At 60.6% G+C, this 20,162-nt stretch carries 16 protein-coding genes; 8 read left to right on the top strand and 8 right to left on the bottom strand.

Annotated elements, in window-relative coordinates:
• Nucleotides 1-5 precede the first annotated feature (5 nt).
• Both ACZ5WW_RS20325 and ACZ5WW_RS20320 read right to left on the bottom strand, forming a co-directional pair.
• The gene (locus ACZ5WW_RS20325; RefSeq protein WP_377162268.1) at nt 6-1,628 is read right to left on the bottom strand and encodes an SGNH/GDSL hydrolase family protein; all 1,623 of its coding nucleotides are present in this window, start codon (nt 1,626-1,628) and stop codon (nt 6-8) included.
• Between the two features lie 3 nt (nt 1,629-1,631).
• Nucleotides 1,632-2,963 (bottom strand): neutral/alkaline non-lysosomal ceramidase N-terminal domain-containing protein, encoded by a 1,332-nt coding sequence (locus tag ACZ5WW_RS20320; RefSeq protein WP_377162267.1) that lies wholly within the window; start codon nt 2,961-2,963, stop codon nt 1,632-1,634.
• Between the two features lie 52 nt (nt 2,964-3,015).
• On the opposite strand from ACZ5WW_RS20320, the gene ACZ5WW_RS20315 reads away from it, so the two are divergent.
• The 3 genes from ACZ5WW_RS20315 to ACZ5WW_RS20305 are packed head-to-tail and all read left to right on the top strand — an operon-like array spanning nt 3,016 to nt 6,654.
• On the top strand, nt 3,016-3,981 hold the full coding sequence (locus ACZ5WW_RS20315; protein ID WP_377162265.1) for a mannonate dehydratase: 966 nt from the start codon (nt 3,016-3,018) through the stop codon (nt 3,979-3,981).
• A gap of 1 nt (nt 3,982) precedes the next feature.
• Nucleotides 3,983-5,419, top strand: a complete 1,437-nt coding sequence (locus ACZ5WW_RS20310) for an Nramp family divalent metal transporter (protein ID WP_377162263.1) — start codon at nt 3,983-3,985, stop codon at nt 5,417-5,419.
• Between the two features lie 8 nt (nt 5,420-5,427).
• Nucleotides 5,428-6,654 (top strand): mandelate racemase/muconate lactonizing enzyme family protein, encoded by a 1,227-nt coding sequence (locus tag ACZ5WW_RS20305; protein ID WP_377162261.1) that lies wholly within the window; start codon nt 5,428-5,430, stop codon nt 6,652-6,654.
• Between the two features lie 9 nt (nt 6,655-6,663).
• Here ACZ5WW_RS20305 and ACZ5WW_RS20300 read toward each other — a convergent pair whose 3' ends face one another.
• The 3 genes from ACZ5WW_RS20300 to leuC all read right to left on the bottom strand — a co-directional run bounded on the left by ACZ5WW_RS20300 (nt 6,664) and on the right by leuC (nt 10,437).
• Nucleotides 6,664-7,773: an SGNH/GDSL hydrolase family protein gene (locus ACZ5WW_RS20300; RefSeq protein WP_377162259.1), complete on the bottom strand. Its 1,110-nt coding sequence runs from the start codon at nt 7,771-7,773 to the stop codon at nt 6,664-6,666.
• A 48-nt stretch (nt 7,774-7,821) separates the two neighbouring features.
• A complete protein-coding gene (locus ACZ5WW_RS20295) occupies nt 7,822-8,850 on the bottom strand; it encodes an alpha/beta hydrolase fold domain-containing protein (protein WP_377162257.1) in 1,029 nt (342 codons plus the stop codon).
• 171 nt (nt 8,851-9,021) lie between these two features.
• Nucleotides 9,022-10,437, bottom strand: a complete 1,416-nt coding sequence (gene leuC / locus ACZ5WW_RS20290; RefSeq protein ID WP_377162255.1) for a 3-isopropylmalate dehydratase large subunit — start codon at nt 10,435-10,437, stop codon at nt 9,022-9,024.
• A gap of 107 nt (nt 10,438-10,544) precedes the next feature.
• On the opposite strand from leuC, the gene dctA reads away from it, so the two are divergent.
• Nucleotides 10,545-11,801: a C4-dicarboxylate transporter DctA gene (gene dctA / locus ACZ5WW_RS20285; RefSeq protein ID WP_377162253.1), complete on the top strand. Its 1,257-nt coding sequence runs from the start codon at nt 10,545-10,547 to the stop codon at nt 11,799-11,801.
• Between the two features lie 3 nt (nt 11,802-11,804).
• Here the strand turns inward: dctA and ACZ5WW_RS20280 are convergent, their stop codons facing one another.
• Complete coding sequence (locus tag ACZ5WW_RS20280; protein WP_377162251.1) at nt 11,805-14,321, bottom strand: transglycosylase domain-containing protein; 2,517 nt, start codon at nt 14,319-14,321, stop codon at nt 11,805-11,807.
• A gap of 72 nt (nt 14,322-14,393) precedes the next feature.
• On the opposite strand from ACZ5WW_RS20280, the gene ACZ5WW_RS20275 reads away from it, so the two are divergent.
• From ACZ5WW_RS20275 to ACZ5WW_RS20265, 3 genes are all read left to right on the top strand, one after another.
• Nucleotides 14,394-15,458, top strand: coding sequence for a class I SAM-dependent methyltransferase (locus ACZ5WW_RS20275; RefSeq protein WP_377162249.1), 1,065 nt, complete (start codon nt 14,394-14,396; stop codon nt 15,456-15,458).
• A gap of 14 nt (nt 15,459-15,472) precedes the next feature.
• Nucleotides 15,473-16,369, top strand: coding sequence for a TIGR01777 family oxidoreductase (locus ACZ5WW_RS20270; RefSeq protein WP_377162247.1), 897 nt, complete (start codon nt 15,473-15,475; stop codon nt 16,367-16,369).
• Nucleotides 16,370-16,444: 75 nt separating this feature from the next.
• On the top strand, nt 16,445-17,323 hold the full coding sequence (locus tag ACZ5WW_RS20265) for an HAD family hydrolase (protein ID WP_377162245.1): 879 nt from the start codon (nt 16,445-16,447) through the stop codon (nt 17,321-17,323).
• On the opposite strand, the gene ACZ5WW_RS20260 is transcribed toward ACZ5WW_RS20265, so the two are convergent.
• Together ACZ5WW_RS20260 and ACZ5WW_RS20255 are read right to left on the bottom strand one after the other, a co-directional pair.
• Entirely contained in the window at nt 17,320-18,291 is a 972-nt protein-coding gene (locus ACZ5WW_RS20260; RefSeq protein WP_377162243.1) for an SDR family NAD(P)-dependent oxidoreductase, read from the bottom strand. The two genes, ACZ5WW_RS20265 and ACZ5WW_RS20260, sit on opposite strands and share 4 nt — an antisense overlap.
• Before the next feature lie 404 nt (nt 18,292-18,695).
• Entirely contained in the window at nt 18,696-18,857 is a 162-nt protein-coding gene (locus ACZ5WW_RS20255) for a hypothetical protein (RefSeq protein ID WP_377162241.1), read from the bottom strand.
• Between the two features lie 319 nt (nt 18,858-19,176).
• Here ACZ5WW_RS20255 and ACZ5WW_RS20250 point away from each other — a divergent pair, with 319 nt between their 5' ends.
• Nucleotides 19,177-19,488, top strand: coding sequence for a hypothetical protein (locus ACZ5WW_RS20250; RefSeq protein WP_377162240.1), 312 nt, complete (start codon nt 19,177-19,179; stop codon nt 19,486-19,488).
• Nucleotides 19,489-20,162: the final 674 nt, after the last annotated feature.

Raw genomic sequence — 20,162 nt, 5'->3', positions numbered from 1 at the left:
GCGCGCTACTTCTTGCCCGCCAGCTGTGAGCGAATGACCGGGGCGAGCCATTTGGCGGTTTCGTCGGCGATAACGTTGTAGCCGGCGAGATTGGGGTGGCGGTCGCCCGCCCAGCCGGGGATGTGGCCGAAGATGCCATCGAGGCGATTGTCGAGAACGACGACGGAGGGATCTGTACCGGGCTGGATGTAGGGGGTGGCGAAGGGACGGAGGTTTTCGGGGATTTTCGACAGAGGAAAACGGCGATAATTGAGGCCGTCAGGATTCTTTTTCAATTCGGCAAGGTAGCGTGGCGCGATGTCGAAGAGCGTGAGTTTTTCATCCTTGGCGATCTGCTTGACGAGCGCATTGATGTCCTCGTGCAGATTGTTAAGTGCGTAGGGAATGACCGTCATGGGAATGAGCATCGCCTTGGGATGGTCTTTGCGCAGACGTTCGAGCAACTCATGAAAGTCTTTCGCAAACTGGGTGTTGAAGTCTTTGACCTTCGCCTGGTCGTTGAGTCCGTAGCGGATAAAGATGTAGTCGGCCTGGGGCTTGGTTTTCACCGCCTTGTCATAGCGGGTGTCGAGGAGGCGGCGGATGAACTCGCCGCTGACGCCTTCATTGTAGACATCGCAGGGAGGCAGATCGGGCTCGGCGGCCAGTTTGATGCGCAGGGTGTCCTCGATCTGCGGCTCATCTGGGGCGAGTTTCTTTGGAATGCTCGCCTCGGTGGTGCTGTCGCCAAGAAGGATGATCTGAAGGCGCTTTTTGCCTGCCGTGGCAGCGCTGAAGGCGAAGGGCTGGCCACCAATGAACTGGTCTGAGGTAATGGTGGGGCAGATGCGCTTTTCCACATGGGAGACGAAGAGCTCGGTGCCGCGTGCATGGCTGACGAAGGGCCAGCGCGAGGGATTGTACATGGTGTCTGTCAGGTCGCGCATGAGGACGACGTGCTTGCCGTTTTTGGCCATCTGGCGCAGACCGAAGGGGCGGCCGGAGACGCACATGTTGAGGTGCACGCCCATGAGGATGACGTTGTCGATGTGCTTCGATTCGAGGAGATTCCAGATCTCCACGCCGCTGTCGCTGATGGCGTCCTTTTCCTGGTCGATGCGCAGGACGGCGATCTGACGGGTCCAGGGTGCTTTGGGATTGAGGCCTTTGGCCGCGAGCTCCTTGGCCCACGCGGCGTGCTCGGTGAGATCATCGTCCTCGCCGCCGTCGGTTTGGTCGAGGGGATAGACGGCCATCTCTTCGGACGGGATTTGCTTGCACCACTCGGCGATCTTGTCCGGCAGGCGAGCAGCGGCAGGTGCGGACTTCGCACGCTCACGTGCAGGGGTGCCTTCATAGGGCTTCATGCAGCTGCTCGGCGCATGGATGATGAGCACGCCATCCTTGCGGGCCTTTTCGAGAACTTCATTCATCCGTGGCGCCATCTCGACTTCACGAGTGACGGCGTTCTTGCAGTGATGCAGGTCCCACATGTCGCAGACGATGATAGCGGTGCGTGAGGGCAGCCACTGCTCTTTGACCAGAGCCGCCTTGCCAGCAGGGGCGCGGGACTGAAGCGTAAGGGAGAGCGGTGTCTCGGCAGCAAGGCACGAAACAGCGAAGGCGAGGAGGAGTGTGAGCGTCTTCATGGATTATTTGGAAAGCTTCTGATGCAGGTCGTGAACTTTGGCGGCGATGCGGTCTTCCACACTGTCCGCCCAGCCGGCTGCGGCTTCGTAGCCGCCTTCTTTGAGGACACGCAAGCTGGGAACGTAGCCGGTGTAGTCATTGGAATAACCGGCCACCCAGACACCGGCGGCACCGGCGGCACCGGCAAACTCACGCTTGAAGCGCAAGGAGTAGTCCACCACTACCTCGCTGCCGAGGGTGATGAATGTCAGATCATTGCCCAGCTTGATGACCTGCACCGGGTAGTCATGGTCTGCACGCCCCGCCTTGGCGTAGCTGAGCTTGATCTCCTCGTAGGCAGCACGGATCGGTCCCTGCACAGGGCGAGGATTGACGACGAGAGCCATTTCAACGGCGTTGGAAAGCGAACGGCCATGCTGCATGGAAAGCTCCAGATCCGTGACCCCGGGAACCACGTCGCTGCGGCGTGGATACGGGTTCTGATCGGCGCCGCAGCCCATCAAGAACAGCGCTGTGAAGCCAGGGCGGTGCTCCTGCAGGTATTCCTGAGCAAAGCCTGCGTAGTCGCCGCACCAGTTGTAAAAGCCGAGGCTGGTGTTGTGACAGGCGTAGCCAAACAGGGTGGCTCGCAACGCGCCATCAGGCGCTTCGATCCGCAGGGCTGGCACGTCATGATCCACGGGGCCGTCCGGATTGGGCGCCTTGCCGGCGTTGGGATGATCTGGCGGCAGCGTGTAATCCCGACGGCGATTCATCGCGAAACCACAGCGCGCCTTGTTCCAGGTGAGGCGAGCTGGCTGCATATCTGCCAGCGCTTTGCCGATCAGTCCAACGAGGTCGTTTTGCAGGTTCTGCGTGTATTCCCACAAATCTTTAGCCTTGAGATTGTCCTTGTCTGCATCCGTCAGAGGTGTCGTGCGCAACGAAGGACCACTGTGCGTATGCGAGGCGTTCATCACCAAATGGGCAGGCGGCAGCCCAAACTCCTTCTCCGCGCGCTGCGCCACATCATGCCTGAGAAGCTGCGGCACGCCGATGAGATCGAGCGTGACAAACACCAGCTTGTTTCCCTGCTCGTCCTGCAGCGCCAGTGCCTTGGCAAACAGATCCTGCACCTTGCCTTCGGCAGGTTTTTTACGCGCCGCGTACCCGGCCATCCAGAGAAGCTTCTGCGGCGTCACTTTGACCGTGGCCGTGCCAGCTTTCCAATTCGCCGGCACATGAGGTGCCACGGATTTTGCTGGTGCCGGCGGTGACAAAGGCGTGGCTCCGGGCGGTGCGGCAAGGACGGCACTGGCACACAGAATGACGAGCGAAAAAGCACGGAGCGACATGCACAAACTACGGGCGCACCCACGTTGTTTGTTCAGTCTGCACCCATCTTTCATGCGCCTAGCCTCCGTCCTCACACCGCTCAGCGATCACCATCTGGCCCTCGCGGCGCAATGCGGCGTCGAAGAGATTACGGTGCGTTACCCAGGGGCGGAACTGGAGCCTCTGCTGCAAACCAAAGCACAAATCGAGCGCCACGGCATGAAGCTGGGCATCATCGAAGGCTATCTGCCCATCGAGAAGCTCAAGCTCGGCAAGGACGACGGGAGTGACATGTCGGCGATGAAACGGCTGCTTGAACACATGAGCGAGGCTGAAATCCCGCTGCTTTGCTACAACTTCATGGCCGGTACCGACTGGGTGCGAACCAAACTGGATGCCAGGGAGCGTGGCGGAGCGCTGGTGACCGCCTTTGATCTCAAAGAAGCGCAACAGGCCATGTCTTTGAACTCGGCAGCAATTCAGGCTGGCGGCGAAACCATCACGGCAGACGCCCTGTGGACGAACTTGGAGCGCATGCTTGCCGAACTGCTCCCCGTGGCAGAAAAACACGGCGTGACGATGGTCATGCACCCCGATGACCCACCGCTGGCCGAATTCGCCGGCAAGGCGCGCATCATGAACAGCGTCGAAAACTTCGAGCGGCTCATGCGCCTCTCACCGAGCAGGCACAATGCGATCTGTTTCTGCCAGGGCACCTTTGCGGAGATGGGTGCCGACATTCCGGCCGCCATCCGCCGACTCGGCAAGCACATCCGCTACGTTCATTTTCGCGATGTGCGTGGCAACGCAGCGTGTTTTGCCGAGACGTTTCATGACAACGGCCCCACCGACATGGTTGCCGCCATGCGCGCCTATCACGACATCAGCTTCACCGGCCCCATGCGTCCCGATCATGTGCCGCAGCTCGACGGCGAGGAAGAGGGCGAGCCCGGCTACACCATGATGGGCCGTTTGTTCGCCTATGGCTACATGCGCGGGCTGATTCAAAGCGTTCAAGCCGGCCAGCCAACATCCTGACATGAAGCCATCCAACCCGAATCACGGCTCTCTTCCTCCGTGGAAGTCCGACGATCTTCCCGCGCCTCTGCCATTCAGTTGGCGCAATGCGCTGCGCACCATCGGGCCGGGAGCCATTCTCCTCGTTGGAGCCATTGGGATGGGCGAGTGGATCGCGGGGCCGTTGTTTGTGGTGCAGCACGGACGCAGTGTGCTGTGGATCGCGACGCTGGCATTTGTGCTGCAATCACTGCTGAATCTCGAAGCGGTACGCTACACGCTCTACACGGGCGAGCCGGTGCTCACGGGCTTCATGCGGATGCGACCGGGATCACGGGTGTGGGGCGTGTTTTATGCGCTCGGAGGCTTTGCACAGCTCGGCATGCCAGCGGCGGCGGCTGGATGCGCAGGTGTGGCGTTTGCGATGATGCAAGGGCGTGCACCGACGGATGCCGATGCGCCGACTGTGACGTGGATCACGGTAGCGCTCGTATTGATCTCAGCTGTTGTGCTCGCCTCGGGCAAAAAAGTCGAGCGGCTGCTGGAACGGTTGTCGTGGATGATGATCATCTTCATCTTTGGGTTTCTGCTGTGGGTGAACTTCACTTTTGTACCACTCAAGGACTGGGGCAGCACGCTGACAGGCTTCTTCTCGTTCGGAGTGGTTCCTGAGAAGGTCGATTTCGTGATGCTGGCAGTGTTTGCAGCGCTCGCCGGCAGCGGCGGCATTGGCAATCTTGCCATCGCCAACTGGTTTCGTGACAAGGGCTTCGGCATGGCTGCCAAAGCGGGCAACATGGGGGGCGTGTGGAGCACGGAGCAGACACTGGCCCCCGTAGGCAGCGTATTTCCGATCAACGCGGAAAATTTGAAGCGCTGGCGCGACTGGTGGCGTTACGCGATCATTGATCAATCCGGGCTGTGGATGCTGGGATGCATCGTGGGTATGTTTTTGATGGTGAACCTGGCCTCGTCTTTGTTTCAACCCGGCATGCAGGTCACCGGCGTTGCGGCGGGTGTGTTTCAAGCGGCGGAGATGCGCAAGCTGTGGGAGGGCTTCTGGATTCTCGGCCTCATGAACGGCTTCTGGATTCTGTTTTCGACGACGCTGACGAATGTGGATGTGCTGGCCCGCGTGGTGGCGGACATTGCATGGGCGGGCGGGGCGGTGCCGAAGCAAATGCCGGTGGGGCGGCTCTATGGCCTGCTGCTGCTCGGCTTCACGGTATTTGCATGCTTCGGCGCATTCCTTGGCGATGCGAAACTGCTGCTCATGATTCTCGGGGCCACCGCCGCACCCATCACGGCCTTCTCAGCGCTGCAAATCCTGCATCTCAACACCACGCTGCTGCCGCGTGAGCTGCGCCCGCCCCTGTGGCGCAAGATCGCGCTCGTCCTGTGCGCCTTGTTTTACGGCTTCATTTCATTCGCCATGTTCCGCCAGATTTTCTCCCACTGATCCACGCCATGTCACGCATCACCGCCATCGAAACCGCCATTCCGTCCGGCATCATGCCAAATCTGCTGCTCGTCCGCATTCACACGGAGGACGGGTTCATCGGCTGCGGCGAGACGTATTACACGCCGCATGCCATCGCAGCATTGATTCACGATTGGATGGCAGAGCGCCTGCTCGGAGCCGATGCGCTGGCGATTGAAGCGCACTGGCGCTTCATCTATGAGCGCTGCACGCCGTTTGGGCATCCGGGCGCGGAGATGCGGGCGCTGTCGGCCATTGATCTCGCGCTGTGGGACATTCTTGGGCAGGCCTGCAACCAGCCGGTGTATCGCCTGCTCGGTGGGCCGGTGCGTGACGCGATTCCAGTGTATAATACGAGCGGCGGTCCGAGTTACGGCGCGCTGGCGGGGGCCACGGAAGCGCCACGTCATCCGGGCTGGCCGGGTTATGGTGACATCGGCAGCAAGGGACCGCTGCAAGACAACTGGGCCTCTCATTTTGCCGCCGGTGACCTCGCTGAGGAACTGCTGGCTGAAGGCATCACCGCGATGAAGCTGTGGCCATTTGATCGTGCGGCACATCGCAACGGCGGTCTGCACATCTCATGGGCCGATGTCGAGGAAGGCATGAAACCCCTGCGGGAGATTCGCAGTCGTGTGGGCATGAAAATGGACATCGCCATCGAAGGGCACGCGTTTTTCCAGCTCCCGGCGGCGGAACGCATCGCCGAAGCTTTGCGCGAGATCAAACCGCTCTGGCTGGAAGACGTGCTGCGCGTGGACAACGCGGCCACGCTGGCCGATTTCCGTCGTCGGAGCGGTCTGCCCATCGCGGCGAGCGAGATGCTGCTCGGGCGCAAAGAATATCTGAGCGTGCTGCAAGCACAGGCCTGCGACTACTGCATGGTCGATCCCACCTGGAACGGCGGCATCAGCGAAACCCGCCGTGTCATCGACATGGCGCAGACCTTCAACGTCCCCGCGACGATTCACGACTGCACCGGCCCGCTCACGCTGTTCAGCGGCCTGCATCTCGCGGCGTCATCGGCCAATGTCGTGTTTCAGGAGACGGTCCGGGCGCACATCCGCTCGTTCTACGACAAGCTGGTCGATACGCTGCCCGTCATCGTGAACGGGAAGGCCCAGCTGCCCACGGGAACGGGCCTGGGCACAAAGCTGAAGGACGAGCTGTTCCGTGAAGGAGTGAACGGGTGGAGGAAGAGCGTGGCGAAGTAGCCCCCCCCTTCACAGCTTCGATTTCATCCACGAGTAGAAGCTCGCGCCAATCTGGGCATAGCCGACGGGATTGGGATGCACACCATTGTTATTCGGATAGCCATCGACAGGATCGAGGTTGAGCTCCGTGGGGACAATGAAGATGCCGTCCTTCTCGCGGTCGGAGAGACGCTTGAGCATGAGCTGCACGATGCGGTGCTGGATGCGCTTCCAGCCCCAGCGCGGATACTTGTCCTTGTAGTTCGCTGTGAAGCCTTCCTGACGCGCATTCGGCGGTGTAGTCAATCCCACTGCGAGTTTGGCATTGGGCGCAGCCTTGTGGAAGGCAGCGAGGAGCTTGTCCGCGTGGTCGAGCACCTCGTTGATCTTGGCATCTGGGTTGTTCGGATCAGCCCCGAAGCAGTCATTGATGCCAAGCAGAAAGGTGACGACATCGGGCGGCTGATTATCGCAGTGCTCCTTAAAATAGCGCAGCAGGTCGAAGTCGCCTTTTTTGCCGTCTGCCGAGGGGAAGATGAAGGGGCTGGTGGCCTTGCGTGCGAGCGGACCTGCTGCGACTCCGGGAGTCTCCGGAGCGAACTTGATGAGGAAGTCAGACCACTTCCACCCGCCGTAACCTTCATGCGCAACACCAGGCTTGGCACCTGCCGGCTTGTGCGTACCGAGCAGTGTGGCCTTGGGATTACCCGGCAGAGCTAGCAGGCGGGCGATTTCATTCGGATAAACCGAGGCGTGAGTGAGGCTATCGCCAACAACGAGAAGACGCAGCGGTTTGGTGGAGGACGATTTGCGCGGAGAGATGTGCAGGGTGGTCTGCCCCTGTTCCAGCACTTTGCCGCCGACATCCTTGACGGTGACTGCGAGGGGGTAGTCGCCGATGTCCTTGTCAGAAGGCGTGACGGTCCAGCGGCGATCTTCGCTGGCGCCCAGCTTGCATTTGAACTCAAAGCGGTAGTCCTCGGGCTTCTCGGTGAGAACGATGTTGTCGTAGTAGATGCTGATCGGCACGTCCGGCGTAGCATAAACCACTGGCGGGAGAGTAAGCTGGAGATCTCCGGCGTTTGCGAGGGGAACGAACAGGCAGAGCGCTGCTACAAGAAGGTGGCGATGGGAGTGCATAGAACGATGAGGCGTGGCGGAGTGCTGCGGACTGAAGTCCTCGCTCCATTACGGCGCACCGCAGGCAAATCGTTCCATGAAGCGCACAATGGCAGAAATGGAGAGCTGCCCGCCTGGAGTGGCCGGAAAGAAATCCATGCCATGCGTGCCCCAGGGCATCTCGATGAAACAATGCTCTTCACTCCCGGCGAGCCGCTGGTGAAAGCGGCGGCTGTGGCCAATGCCGACGAGGGAATCCTGCGAGCCATGCAGAATGAGCGTGGGCAGGCTGCGCTGATCAAGAAACTCTGTGGCCGAGGCGGTGCGGTAGGCTTCTGGCACCTCGTGAGGATCCCCGCCCATGTACTGACGCACGAGTGTCAAAGAATCCAAAATATCATTCGGCACCGACCACTCGCGGGCGAGGTACATGTTGGGCGTGCCATAGACATCGATGCAGGCGCAAAGTTTCAGCTCTGGCATGCCGTAGGCGCAGGCGGCGGCAATCTGCGCACCCGCGGAGCGTCCCATGAGCACGATCTGATCTGTGCGAATGCCCAGCTCTGCCGCATGCGCACACACCCATTCATAGGCGCGGCGGGTGTCTTCCGCCTGAGCCCGCCAGGGGTGCTTTGGCGCCAGACGGTAGCCGTAGGAGCACAGCACGTAGCCATGAGATGCCAGCTCCGTGTTTGCACTGGTGAACTCGCCGGGATCGCCACTGTCCCAGCCGCCGGTGTGGGCGATGAGCAGGCAGGGCAGCTCCTTGCCCACGCCCTGCGGCCGGTAGATCACCACATCGAGCGACTCCTCCCCTTCCCGCCAGAAGGTGCGACGCTCGCTCTGCACCTGATACTTCTCCGCATGCACCGGCTTCCAGAGGCGCAGCCAGGAGAAGCGCAGCCCCTGCGCTGCGGCAATGCGATGTGCCTGCAAGGCGGGGATGAAGAACACCACGGCAAGCAGCAGGCAAAAAACGGCCGGCCAGCGAGAATGCTGAAGAGCAGGATAGATGAGCACCAAGCTCAGCAGAGCCAGCCAATGGCCCAGCTCCGTGGTGGCCAGCTGCAACTGCCACTGCCAACGTGTCGGTGACATGAGCCAGGCGTTCAGCGCCAGCAGAGACAGAAGGATGAGTGCCAGTAAGAGGGCCACGAGTTTCACAGATCATTCACCATCCGCTCCGAGCGCGCTTCTGGATTCATGAATCTCATAAAAAAAGGTGCGGATCGCGAGATCCGCACCTTTTTCATGGAACTGGATTCCGGATCAACCCGCGATGGTGAAGACCTCGCGTGCGTCGGCGATGCTGCCGGTGAGGGCGGCGGCGGCGACCATGATGGGGCTCATGAGAACGGTGCGCCCGGTGGTGCTGCCCTGACGGCCCTTGAAGTTGCGGTTCGAGGAGGATGCGCAGAGCTGGTCACCGACGAGCTTGTCAGGGTTCATGGCCAGGCACATGGAGCAGCCTGCGCCGCGCCATTCAAAGCCGGCCTCGCTGAAGATCTCATGCAGACCTTCCTGACGGGCAAGGGTATCGACGATCTGGGAGCCAGGAACCGCGATGGCCTTGACGCCAGCGGCCACCTTGCGGCCTTTGATGAACTTCGCCACTTCGCGGAAGTCGCTGAGACGGCCGTTGGTGCAGGAACCGATGAAGGCGACGTCGATTTTGGTGCCTTTGATCGGCTTGCCAGCGGGCAGTTTCATGTAGTCGAGCGCGTCCTGGATGGAGATGCGGGCGGGCTCGGTGGTGGCGCTATCAGGAGTCGGCACGTTTTCTGTGACGGCGATGGCCTGGTCAGGGCTGGTGCCCCAGGTAACCGTGGGCGGCACATCTTCGGCCTTGATGTTCACCACATCGTCATAAACCACGTCCTTGTCCGAGGCGACGGCGCGCCACTTGGCCACGGCTGCGTCCCAAGCCTCGCCGGTGGGGGAGTAGGGGCGGCCCTTGAGGTATTCGAAAGTCTTCTCGTCAGGATTCACGTAGCCGCAGCGTGCACCGCCTTCGATGCTCATGTTGCAGACGGTCATGCGCTCTTCCATCGTCATGGCGTCAAACAGGCTGCCGCCATACTCATAGGCGTAGCCGATGCCGCCATTGGCACCCAGCAGGCGGATGATGTGAAGGATCACATCCTTGGCATACACGCCGGGGCGGAGCTGGCCGTCCACATTGATGCGGCGCACCTTCATCTTGCCCAGCGCCATGGTCTGCGTGGCCAGGATGTCGCGCACCTGGGTGGTGCCGATGCCGAAGGCGATGGCTCCGAATGCGCCGTGGGTTGCAGTGTGGCTGTCGCCGCAGGCGATGGTGGTGCCGGGCTGGGTGATACCCTGCTCGGGCCCGACGACGTGGACGATGCCCTGCTTGCCGCTGGCGAGGCTGAAATAGGTGATGCCAAACTCCTTGGCGTTCTTGTTCAGCTCCTGGATCATGGCCTCGGCCAGAGGATCGGCGAAGGGGGAAACCTGGCTGTCTGTCGGCACGATGTGGTCCACCGTGGCGAAGGTGCGGTGCGGGTAGGCCACCTTGAGGTTCAGGTCGCGCAGCATGCCAAAGGCCTGGGGGCTGGTCACTTCATGGACGAGATGCGTGTCGATAAGGAGCTGTGTCTGGCCATTGTCGAGGGTGCCGACGACGTGCGAGTCCCAGACTTTTTCAAAGAGTGTTTTGCCCATGTTGCTTGCGGATTGGTGGTTTGGAGGACGGTCAGCCTAGCACGCCCGGCGGAGGGTGCAAGAATGCCTCTTGGCTTTTGCCACCGGACCTGCCAGCATCCGCGCCCATGAAATGGCTGAAAAATCTCTATGTGCAGGTGCTCGTCGGAATCGTGCTGGGCATTCTGATGGGGGCCTTTTGGCCAGCGGAGGCCGTTCCGCTCAAGACCCTGGGGGTGGCCTTTGTGAATGCGGTGAAGATGCTGATCGCCCCGATTATCTTCTGCACGGTGGTGCACGGCATCGCCGGCATGGGAGATCTGAAAAAGCTGGGCAGCGTGGGATGGAAGGCACTGGTCTATTTTGAAGTGGTCACCACGGTGGCGCTGGTCATTGGCCTGATGGTGGCGCGAGTGGTGCAGCCGGGGTCTGGCATGCACATGAACCCGGCGGAGATCGTGCTGAGCGCTGAAGACCAGAAGGATTTCGACACCTACACCAAGGCGGGTGAGAAGGTGACCGTCGTAGGGCACCTGATGCAGATCATCCCCAAGACCTTTGTGAGCGCGTTTTCCGAAGGGGAGATCCTCCAGGTGCTGCTCATCGCGATTCTGTCCGGAGTCGCGCTTGCCCGGATGGGCCACCACGCCAGGCCGGTGGTGGACCTGCTGCATGCCGTCTCGCAGATGTTTTTCGGGATTGTGGGCATCGTCACCAAGGCCGCGCCGCTCGCCGCTTTTGGAGCGATGGCTTTCGTCATCGGCAAATACGGCTTTGGCGCGCTGGGCAACCTCATGCTGCTCATGGGCTGCGTGTATCTCACCTGTGTGCTGTTTGTCTTCGTCGTCCTAGGAGCCATTGCCTGGTGGAACGGCTTCAGCCTGTGGAAGGTGCTGAAGCACATCAAGGAGGAGCTGCTGCTCACCCTGGGGACTTCGTCCTCGGAAGCCGCGCTGCCGGGCCTGATGCGCAAGATGGAGAAAAGCGGCTGCTCGCAGGGGGTTGTAGGCATCGTTTTGCCGGCGGGCTACTCCTTCAATCTGGACGGCACCAGCATCTACCTGACGATGGCGGCACTGTTTGTAGCACAGGCCACAGACACCCCGCTCAGCCTGGCGCAGGAGCTGGGTATTCTGGGCATTCTGCTGCTGACTTCCAAAGGCGCCGCAGCCGTCACAGGCGGCGGCTTCATCACACTCGCCGCCACGCTCGGGGCCACGCACACGATCCCGGTGGCGGGGCTGGCACTCATCCTCGGCATTGACCGGTTTTTGTCCGAAGCCCGGGCCATCACCAACCTCATCGGCAACACGCTGGCCATGCTGGTGGTGGCCAAGTGGGAAAACGAGTTTGATGCCGAGAAAGGGAAGATGCTGCTGCGGTGATCCTCACAGATCAATCTTCATCGGAGGAGGAGGCGCGAGCTTGAGCTTGGGCCCCTCTTCATCGGGAGCCTCGACGGCATCGACCGGGATGGCTTTGCGGATTGGTGTGCCGTCATCGTTCACGGGGGCGGCACGAGGAACGGCCTGCTCGGAGTTGTAGGGGTCGTCACCGATGACGGTGAGCGCCTTCATGCGAACCGGTTCGATGTGGACCCAGCGAGCTGTCGATGCGACCATTGGGGCGGCGCCAAAGCTGCTGACGGGGTTTTGATAGCCAAACTGCTTGATCTCGACCGGCAGCCCCTCGCCGGTATGCAGGTTGCAGAATCCTTCCAGCGGTGTGCCAGGTCGCAGGTATTCAAAGTAAGTGGAGCGCACGGATTTTTCGCGGCCATCGGGCCCCTTGATCTTCTCGTAGCAGTAGTCGGTGGCGCGCATGCCACTGCGCTGGCACATTTCCACCCGCTCCGCAGTTTGCGGCGGCTGGATCTCCTGCGGCACAAAGCGTGTGGCGCTGGCATTGATCATATCCACCCAGACCGGCAGTACAATGCGGCTGGAGAAGGCACCGGGATAGATGGTCTTCTGCTTGTCAAAACCCGCCCATACTCCGCAGGTGACTCCCGATGTGTATCCCAGGAACCAGAGGTCCTTGAATTCGTAGTGCGTCCCGGTTTTGCCGCCTGCGACAAACTCACCCAGCTTGTAGTCGCTGACCGAAGGGCTGCCAGTGCCCCGATGCAACGCATCCACAAGGCATGTATGCGTCTGATATGCAGCGATGGGGTCCATGCTCTGCACGCTGCGCAGGGCGGCCTCGGAAATTTGAAACACCGCCTTGTCGTTGTTGTCCGTGATGCGCTGAATGAGATTCAGCTTCTGCGGGCGGCTGCCCAGCGTGGGGAAATTGGAATAGGCCAGGCACATCTCGCTCAGGCGTGCTTCGCTGGCCCCGAGAAAGGTGGAGGGGTAGTCACGCATTTCAGAGCTGATGCCGGCTTTTTGCGCCACCTGCTTGACCATGGGTACACCCACGCGCTCGCCCAAGCGCACCGTGGCGGAGTTGCGGCCCTGGACCAGAGCCTCGCGCGAGCTCATGGGGGCCTGGGTCCACTTTGGATTGTCCACTTCGGCCCCCCATTCCCCGAGGATCCCGGTCAGCCCGCCGATCATCACACGGCGGTTGTCCAGAGGGGCGTCATCGACCTTGGTCCCGGGATAGAGCCCGGGGCTGCTGAAAGCAGCCGCATAGACGAGCGGGGTGAAGGCCGTGCCCACCGGGCGCACTCCATCCGTGGCGCGGTTGAACTGGCTGTCACCAAAATCACGTCCTCCGACCATGGCCAGAATGCTGCCATCTTTGTTGTCGATCATCATGGCGGCAGCCTGCAGATACTCTGGAAGCGGCTTCGGGGTGGCGGGGTCGATTTCGCCACGCCTCATGCGTGCGCGGTAGTCGGTCATGATGGCACGGAACTGGGCGAAGGTCTGGTGCTCGTAGCCCGGGCGTTTTTCGACCTCAGCCAGCCGCTTGCTGACAGCCTCCTCGGTGGCCTTCTGCAGATCCTGGTCGATGCTGGTGTAGATCTTGAAACCGCCGATGGAGGCACGCTCCTCACCCACCAGATCCACGACCTCCCTGCGCACGGCATCAAAGACATAGCTCAGCCGGGGGTCAGAGCTCTGCGGCGCTGTCACGAGCGGCTTCTTTTTGAGCTTTGCCGCCTCTTCCTTGGTCAGCGTGCCTTCGATGGACATGCGTTCGAGCACGTAGTTGCGCTCCTTCATGGCACGCTGGGGATGCTTGACCGGCTGGATGTTGTTCGGGCTCTTGATCAGTCCCACAATGGTGGCTGACTCCTCGACAGTGAGCTCTTTGACGTCCTTGCCAAAGTAGCCGCGCGCCGCCGCCTGCACGCCGTAAAAATTCACCCCGAAAAAGATGCGGTTCAGGTATAGCTCCAAAATCTCCGTCTTTGAAAAGTGCTTCTCGATGCGCTGGGCGATGAAGGCCTCGAGGATCTTGCGCTTGTAGCTGCGTTCGAGAAGTTTGAACGTCTGCCTGGCAAGCTGCTGTGTGATGGTGCTCGCCCCCTGCGTGACCTCACGGGCCACGATGTTTTCCTTCACCGCACGGAGCAGACCGATGTAGTCGACCCCGTCGTGCTTGAAGAAGCGTGAATCTTCCTGTGCCACGAGGGCGTCGATGAAATGCTGGGGCACATCCGTGACAGGCACCGGAGTGCGGTTCAGCACGTAAAGGCGGGCCATTTCATCGCCATCACGGTCAAAGATGATGCTCGCAGATTCCAGCTTTTTGAGCTCTTCGAGATCATACTTCTCCGCATCCCGCCGCAGCGGCGCCACGATGACACTGTAAACGCCAAACGCTGACACCAGGCAGAGCAGGGCAAAGGCCACCAGCGCACTGAACCAGCCACGGCGGTAGAATGGCAGTTTAAGGCCGGCTTCGCCACGCCAGTTGCGTACAGGCTGGGGATCGGGATCATCACGGAACATGGCTAGGAAGAAAGTAGGGTGGTAAAACTACCCGCCCTTCACATTCCGCGCCAGTTCTTTCCCGTGCATCGCATGTCTTCCCTGCCCCAGATTCTCCGAGAAAAACTCTCCGCCACGCCATCTGGCAGGCTGCCCTTTGCACAGGTCATGGAACTGGCGCTCTATCATCCTGAGCATGGTTATTATGGCCCAGGGCCTCGCAAAATCGGCCGCCAGGGCGATTTTTTCACCAGTGTCAGTGTCGGCCCCTTGTATGGAAAACTGCTGGCCATGCAGGCGGTGCAGGAGTGGCGGAAACTGGGGGAGCCGGAAGCATTTACGATCATCGAACAAGGGGCGCACGACGGCCAGCTGGCCGAGGATGTCTTGGACGCCTTGGAGGGCGAGCGCCTGCGCTACCTGATCGTGGAGCCGAACCCGAACTATCGTGAAGCTCAGCGCAAGCGCCTGGGTGGGCGGGTTGCATGGGTGGAAAGCCTTGAAGCGCTGAAAACGGGCCCCCGCCATGGCTTTTTTATCTGTAATGAGCTGCCGGACGCCTTCCCGGTACATCTTGTGCGCTGGAACGGGGAGCGCTGGGAGGAGCTGTTCGTCGAAGCGGACGGCGCTGAAAGTTTTCGATTCATCCCGGGTGCCTGCTCGTGCGCAGAGCTCGAAACGGAGGTGAAACACCTGCCGCAGGATCTCGAAACCGGTCATACCTTGGAAGTCAATCTTGCCATGCATGAGTGGATTCGCACCCTGGCCCAGGCGGCATTTCAGGGAACCGTCTTCATCGCCGACTACGGGCTCGATGCGGACGAGTTCTTCGCCGACTCACGCGCCAGCGGGACCATCCGCCGTTACAAGCAGCACCAGATGGACGGCCATGTGCTGGCAGACCTCGGCAGCTGCGACCTCACCACGCACATCAATTTCACGCGCCTGATCGATGAAGCCGAACGGTGCGGCCTTGTTCAGCGTGACTATGACCTTCAGGGCAGGCTGCTGGGCCGCATGGCGACGAGATGGCTTCAGAGCCTCGAAGGAAGGCCGCCTGACGCCGCCACCATGCGCCAGTTTAACTCACTCACCCACCCGGCCCTGATGGGCAGATCTTTCCGCTGCCTTGTTTTGGAGAAACCAATCCGCATTTGAGGCGTAGGGAGTGTATGCGCATCGGAATCACAGGAGCCACGGGATTCATCGGCCGTCACCTGACCTTATTGGCTCATGCCCAAGGACATACGGTGGTGACCTACTCGCGCGGATCACGAGCAGTGCCTGGGGCGGATGAACACCGACAACTCCCTGCCAATGCCCCCCATGCTTTGCCGGAGACGCCCCTGGATGCCCTGGTCCACCTGGCAGGCGAGTCTCTCATGGGCCTCTGGACCCCGGGCAAGCGAGAACGGATCTGGAAAAGCCGCGTGAATTTCACCGAGGACATGGTTGCGCATCTGAGCACATGGAGGGCCGAAAACCGGCCCAAGGTGCTGTCATGCGCCTCAGGGGCCGGATTTTATGGCAACAGCTGCGCCGCTGAGGTGGACGAGAGCTCGCCGCGCGGCGCAGGCTTTCTGGCGGATGTCTGTGCCAGCTGGGAGATGGCGGCGCACCGGGCAGAGGGGCTCGGCATGCGTGTCATCACCCTGCGCACAGGCATGGTGCTGGGCAGCGATGGCGGAGCATTCCCACTGCTGCGGCGGGTGTTTGCCTGCGGTCTCGGCGGCAGGCTGGGGTCCGGCCGGCAATGGATGTCCTGGATACACCTTGAAGATGCCTTGCAGCTCCTGCTCCAGGCGACTGGCTCCGAGGCTGTCAGCGGCCCGGTGAACCTTTGCGCCCCACAGGCGGTGACGAATGCCGAGTTCACACGAACGCTGGCGAAGGCGCTGCATCGCCCCGCGTTTTTTCATGTGCCAGCGTTTGCGCTGAGGCTGCTGCTGCGCGGCATGGCGGATGAAATGCTGCTGGGAGGACAGCGAGTGATTCCACAGGCGGCCAAGCGCATGGGCTACCGCTTTGTGCACCCGGACATCTCCGGAGCATTTGCCGCGCTGGTCTGAACGCGAAGTTTGCGGTGGCCTGGACAGCATTCGTCAACCACTGTCCACAACCGCAAAAACACCGCAAACTCCAGCATGGCATCCCAGCAGACAACCATAGGCCTCATCTACGACTACGACCAGACTCTCAGTCCGACGTACATGCAGGATGAGACGCTCTTTCCCCGGTTTGGGATCAATCCAGAGCAGTTTTGGAAGCGCAGCCGTGAACTGGTCAACCAGGAGGGGTATGATGGAGAGCTGGCCTACCTCAAGTGCATGCTGGACTATCTGGACATGGACCGGCCGACGAACGAGGACCTGCGAAAACTCGGCTCCAAGCTGAACTTTTTCAAAGGCGTGCCGGAGCTTTTCAACGAGCTGAACCAGGTGCTGAACGAGCAGCACCGGCTGCTGGGCGTGAAGATCGAGCATTACATCATTTCCAGCGGTCTGAAGGCGCTGCTGGACGGCTCTGCCCTGGCTCCGTTTGTGCGGCGCATCTTTGGCTGTGAATTTGGCGAGGACAAAAACGGCCGCATCACCTTCCCCAAGCGGGTGATCAGCCACACCACGAAAACGCAGTACATCTTCCGCATCAACAAGGGCATGCTGGAGCCTTATGAAGATGTGAATGACCACATGGCCCATGAGCTGCGCCCCATCCCCTTCCAGCACATGATCTATGTGGGCGACGGCCCGACGGACGTGCCCTGCTTCACCCTCATGAAACGCTACGGCGGCCATGCCGTGGCCGTTTACAACCCTGACGAAGTCAGCCGCAGCAGCTTCCGCAAATGTTACCAGCTCACCGGGCTGGCAGACCGCGTGAAGCACATCGCCCCAGCGGACTACCGCCCCGGCAGCCACCTGCGACTGCTGCTGGAGGAAATGATCACCGACATCGCGGACGGCATTGTGCGCAAGAGGCGCCAGGAAATCGAGGAGGGCACGGTGTCAGCGCCGCACTTTTAGTTCACGGCGATGCCCTTGGAGCGCATGTCACGGAACCATTCCACATAGGCGGGCACCCCCTGTGCGATGGTGGTTGTGGGCTTGAACCCGAGCAGGTCCCTGGCTTTGCTGACATCGGCAGAGGTTAGCGGCACATCTCCAGGCTGCTCAGGCATCTGATTGATGACAGCCTTCTTGCCGACGGCTTGCTCGATGTTGGCGATGAGCTCATTGAGCGTGACCGTCTGAGAGCCGCCGAGGTTGAAAATGTCACAGATGGGGCCGGTGCGGTAGTTGAGCGCACCAACGATTCCATCGACGATATCGTGGACGAAGGTGTAGTCGCGGGCGGTGCCACCTTCTCCGTATTTGTCGATGGGCTTTCCGTCCTCGATGAGGCGGGTGAATTTGGAAATGGCCAGGTCAGGGCGCTGCCGAGGGCCATAAACGGTGAAAAAGCGCAGGGCGACCGTCTTGATGCCGTAGAGATGGCTGTAGTTTGAGCACATCTGCTCACCGGACATCTTGGTCATGGCATAGGGGCTGATGGTCTGGAGGATGGGATCGGCTTCGGCGAAAGGCACTTTTTTGTTCACGCCATAGACCGAGGAACTGCTGGCAAAGACAAAATGCTTCGTCCCGGTGCGCCGTGCGGCTTCAAGGAGATGAAACGTACCTTTAATGTTTGTGTCGATGTAGAGCTCAGGCTGCTCAATGGAGGGGCGCACCCCCGCACGGGCAGCGAGGTGGATGACTGAGTCAAAACGGCCCACATCAAACGTTTCGTGAACGAACTTCGGATCTGAGATGTCCCCCTCGCGAACGGTGACTTTCGAGCCCAGCGAGCGGAGATTTTCACGCTTGATCGAAGGATTGTAATAATCGTTAAAACTGTCCAGGATCGTAATCTGCCCAGCCCCCTCTTTGACGAGGCGCTCGACGGTGTGGGAGCCGATGAAGCCAGCTCCGCCAGTGACAAGAATGTTCATGCTTAGAAAGGGCCTGGGAGTCTGGATTGCAGACCACCAGATGACCAACTAACGAGCAATGGCCGGACAATTGCAAGGCATCAGGAGAAAGGGATTGACGCAAGGGGGCGAAATTCGCTAAATAATGGGAATTCACCGAATCATCTAATTTTCCGTCCCTGACCCATGAGCGAACCCGAAAACACGCCACCGCCAACACCACCCTCAGGCTCGACACCGAAAACCGCTGCCGTCCCCTTGAAGAAAGAGACGGTGCGTATCACTCTGCGTGGTCGCCCAGGAGCAGGAGTCACCCAGCCGCGTGAAGCCACGGCCCCTGTCGCCCCTGCCACAGGCGGAATCCCAGCCTCTTTTAACACGACGTCCGTGGTTCCGATGGCGTCGAAAAAGTCCACGGCTCCCATTCAGCTGCCTTCGGCACCACTGCCTCCGCCTGCGCCCAAATCAAGCACGGCACCGGTGAAGCTGCCTGCGCCGCCGATGTCTCCGCCTTCCAAGAAGACCACCTCGGCTATTCCTGTGGTTTCCTCCCCGCCACCTGCAGCACCCGCTCCTACTGGAGCCATGCCGCCACCGGTCGCGCGCCCTCTCGCCCCGCCTACGGCACCCAAGCCCCCGGGAGCGCCCGTGGCACCAGCTGCCCCGCGTCCCGCCACACCTCCGATGGCAGGCCTGCCAGCAGCAACGCGTCCTCTGGCGCAGAACCCTGCGGCTCCGCCACCACGTGTGGAAACTGGCGCCCCGACTGTACCACTGCAAAAGCCCGCCGCCGGCCCTCGCCCGCCTGCAGCCCCCGGAGCAGGCACAGGCCCCATGGTGGGCAGCGGAGTCGGACCTACGACCCCACTTCCTAAGGCAACGGTCAAACTGCAGCCTACCCAGGCGATGCAGCGCCCGTCCATCTCCGCCCCTCCCAGCGCCCCAGTCAAGCGCAGCGCTGCGGCTGATGCGGAGCAGTTCTATGAGGAAAAAGATCCCGAAGCAGGGCTGGTCCCTCTTTCCGTCATCTGCTTCGTTCTTTCTGCGATCCTGATGGTCGTCCAGATGTTTGGAGCTGATGCCGCCGGTTTCGTTGACACAGAAGGCGGTTCGCCCATCAAGGTTCCGGCTGTCAACAAGCAGGAATGGGAAACCCACTCCGTGACCGGTGTCTGGTCCAACGAGAAGTTCAAAAGCCAGCTGCTGCCAATTCCCTGAAGCATCTGCCGATTTTTTTCAACCCTCACCCCTTTCCACTCATGCCCCTTGCCTGGTTAGTCTTCATCCTTGCCGTTGCCACTCTGGCTCTCAATTTCCTCGCCCGCAGCGGTGGAGGCATGTGAGCTTTGACATCGGTTAGAAGCTGTTTTTTGACATCCTACTCCGGCCCCGGGGTAGGATGTTTGCTTTTATATAACCAGCGATGGCCAAGGTGTGCTCTGTGCTTATCGGGGTCAGGCCATATCTCGTGAAAAGACACCCGTAACATGAGCAGATCCCCATGGCTGATGCCTGGATTTGCGAGGGTAGGAGCCATCACGCAAAGCAAGATGGCCAGCCTCGCTTTCTTGGCTGGTAGACCCTGCCATTTAGTCACGCCGGGCAAGGGCATGCATACGGGCCAAAGTGTGAATGCGCAGCAACGCCCCGGCACGTAAACCCCGCCTCCATGTCAACGATCTGGCAAAGGAAGCCATCTTCGACGCCGCATAAACCCGACTGCCGCTTACCCCCCCCTAGCACCGCCTATTTTTCAAAGGCGTGTGTCATCAGCCATTGGAACGACCCTTGGAACTACACACTAAGTCAAGAGAGCGGATCTGCTGCCAAGCATTCAAAATAGGAAAGTCCCAGCGGCAGGCCTAGGCTAGACTGGTGGCCAACGAAATACC

The organism is Prosthecobacter fluviatilis (genome assembly GCF_055388355.1).
This window is presented reverse-complemented; position numbering and strand designations above follow the sequence as displayed.

Coding starts and splice junctions, on each gene's coding strand:
- ACZ5WW_RS20280 (WP_377162251.1), bottom strand. CDS start 14,321: ATGTTCCGTGATGATCCCGATCCCCAGCCTGTACGCAACTGGCGTGGC.
- ACZ5WW_RS20275 (WP_377162249.1), top strand. CDS start 14,394: ATGTCTTCCCTGCCCCAGATTCTCCGAGAAAAACTCTCCGCCACGCCA.
- ACZ5WW_RS20310 (WP_377162263.1), top strand. CDS start 3,983: ATGAAGCCATCCAACCCGAATCACGGCTCTCTTCCTCCGTGGAAGTCC.
- dctA (WP_377162253.1), top strand. CDS start 10,545: ATGAAATGGCTGAAAAATCTCTATGTGCAGGTGCTCGTCGGAATCGTG.
- ACZ5WW_RS20260 (WP_377162243.1), bottom strand. CDS start 18,291: ATGAACATTCTTGTCACTGGCGGAGCTGGCTTCATCGGCTCCCACACC.
- ACZ5WW_RS20265 (WP_377162245.1), top strand. CDS start 16,445: ATGGCATCCCAGCAGACAACCATAGGCCTCATCTACGACTACGACCAG.
- leuC (WP_377162255.1), bottom strand. CDS start 10,437: ATGGGCAAAACACTCTTTGAAAAAGTCTGGGACTCGCACGTCGTCGGC.
- ACZ5WW_RS20250 (WP_377162240.1), top strand. CDS start 19,177: ATGCAGCGCCCGTCCATCTCCGCCCCTCCCAGCGCCCCAGTCAAGCGC.
- ACZ5WW_RS20255 (WP_377162241.1), bottom strand. CDS start 18,857: ATGGCTCCAGTAGGAGCGGGTGCTGCAGGTGGCGGGGAGGAAACCACA.
- ACZ5WW_RS20325 (WP_377162268.1), bottom strand. CDS start 1,628: ATGAAGACGCTCACACTCCTCCTCGCCTTCGCTGTTTCGTGCCTTGCT.
- ACZ5WW_RS20300 (WP_377162259.1), bottom strand. CDS start 7,773: ATGCACTCCCATCGCCACCTTCTTGTAGCAGCGCTCTGCCTGTTCGTT.
- ACZ5WW_RS20295 (WP_377162257.1), bottom strand. CDS start 8,850: ATGTCACCGACACGTTGGCAGTGGCAGTTGCAGCTGGCCACCACGGAG.
- ACZ5WW_RS20315 (WP_377162265.1), top strand. CDS start 3,016: ATGCGCCTAGCCTCCGTCCTCACACCGCTCAGCGATCACCATCTGGCC.
- ACZ5WW_RS20320 (WP_377162267.1), bottom strand. CDS start 2,963: ATGTCGCTCCGTGCTTTTTCGCTCGTCATTCTGTGTGCCAGTGCCGTC.
- ACZ5WW_RS20305 (WP_377162261.1), top strand. CDS start 5,428: ATGTCACGCATCACCGCCATCGAAACCGCCATTCCGTCCGGCATCATG.
- ACZ5WW_RS20270 (WP_377162247.1), top strand. CDS start 15,473: ATGCGCATCGGAATCACAGGAGCCACGGGATTCATCGGCCGTCACCTG.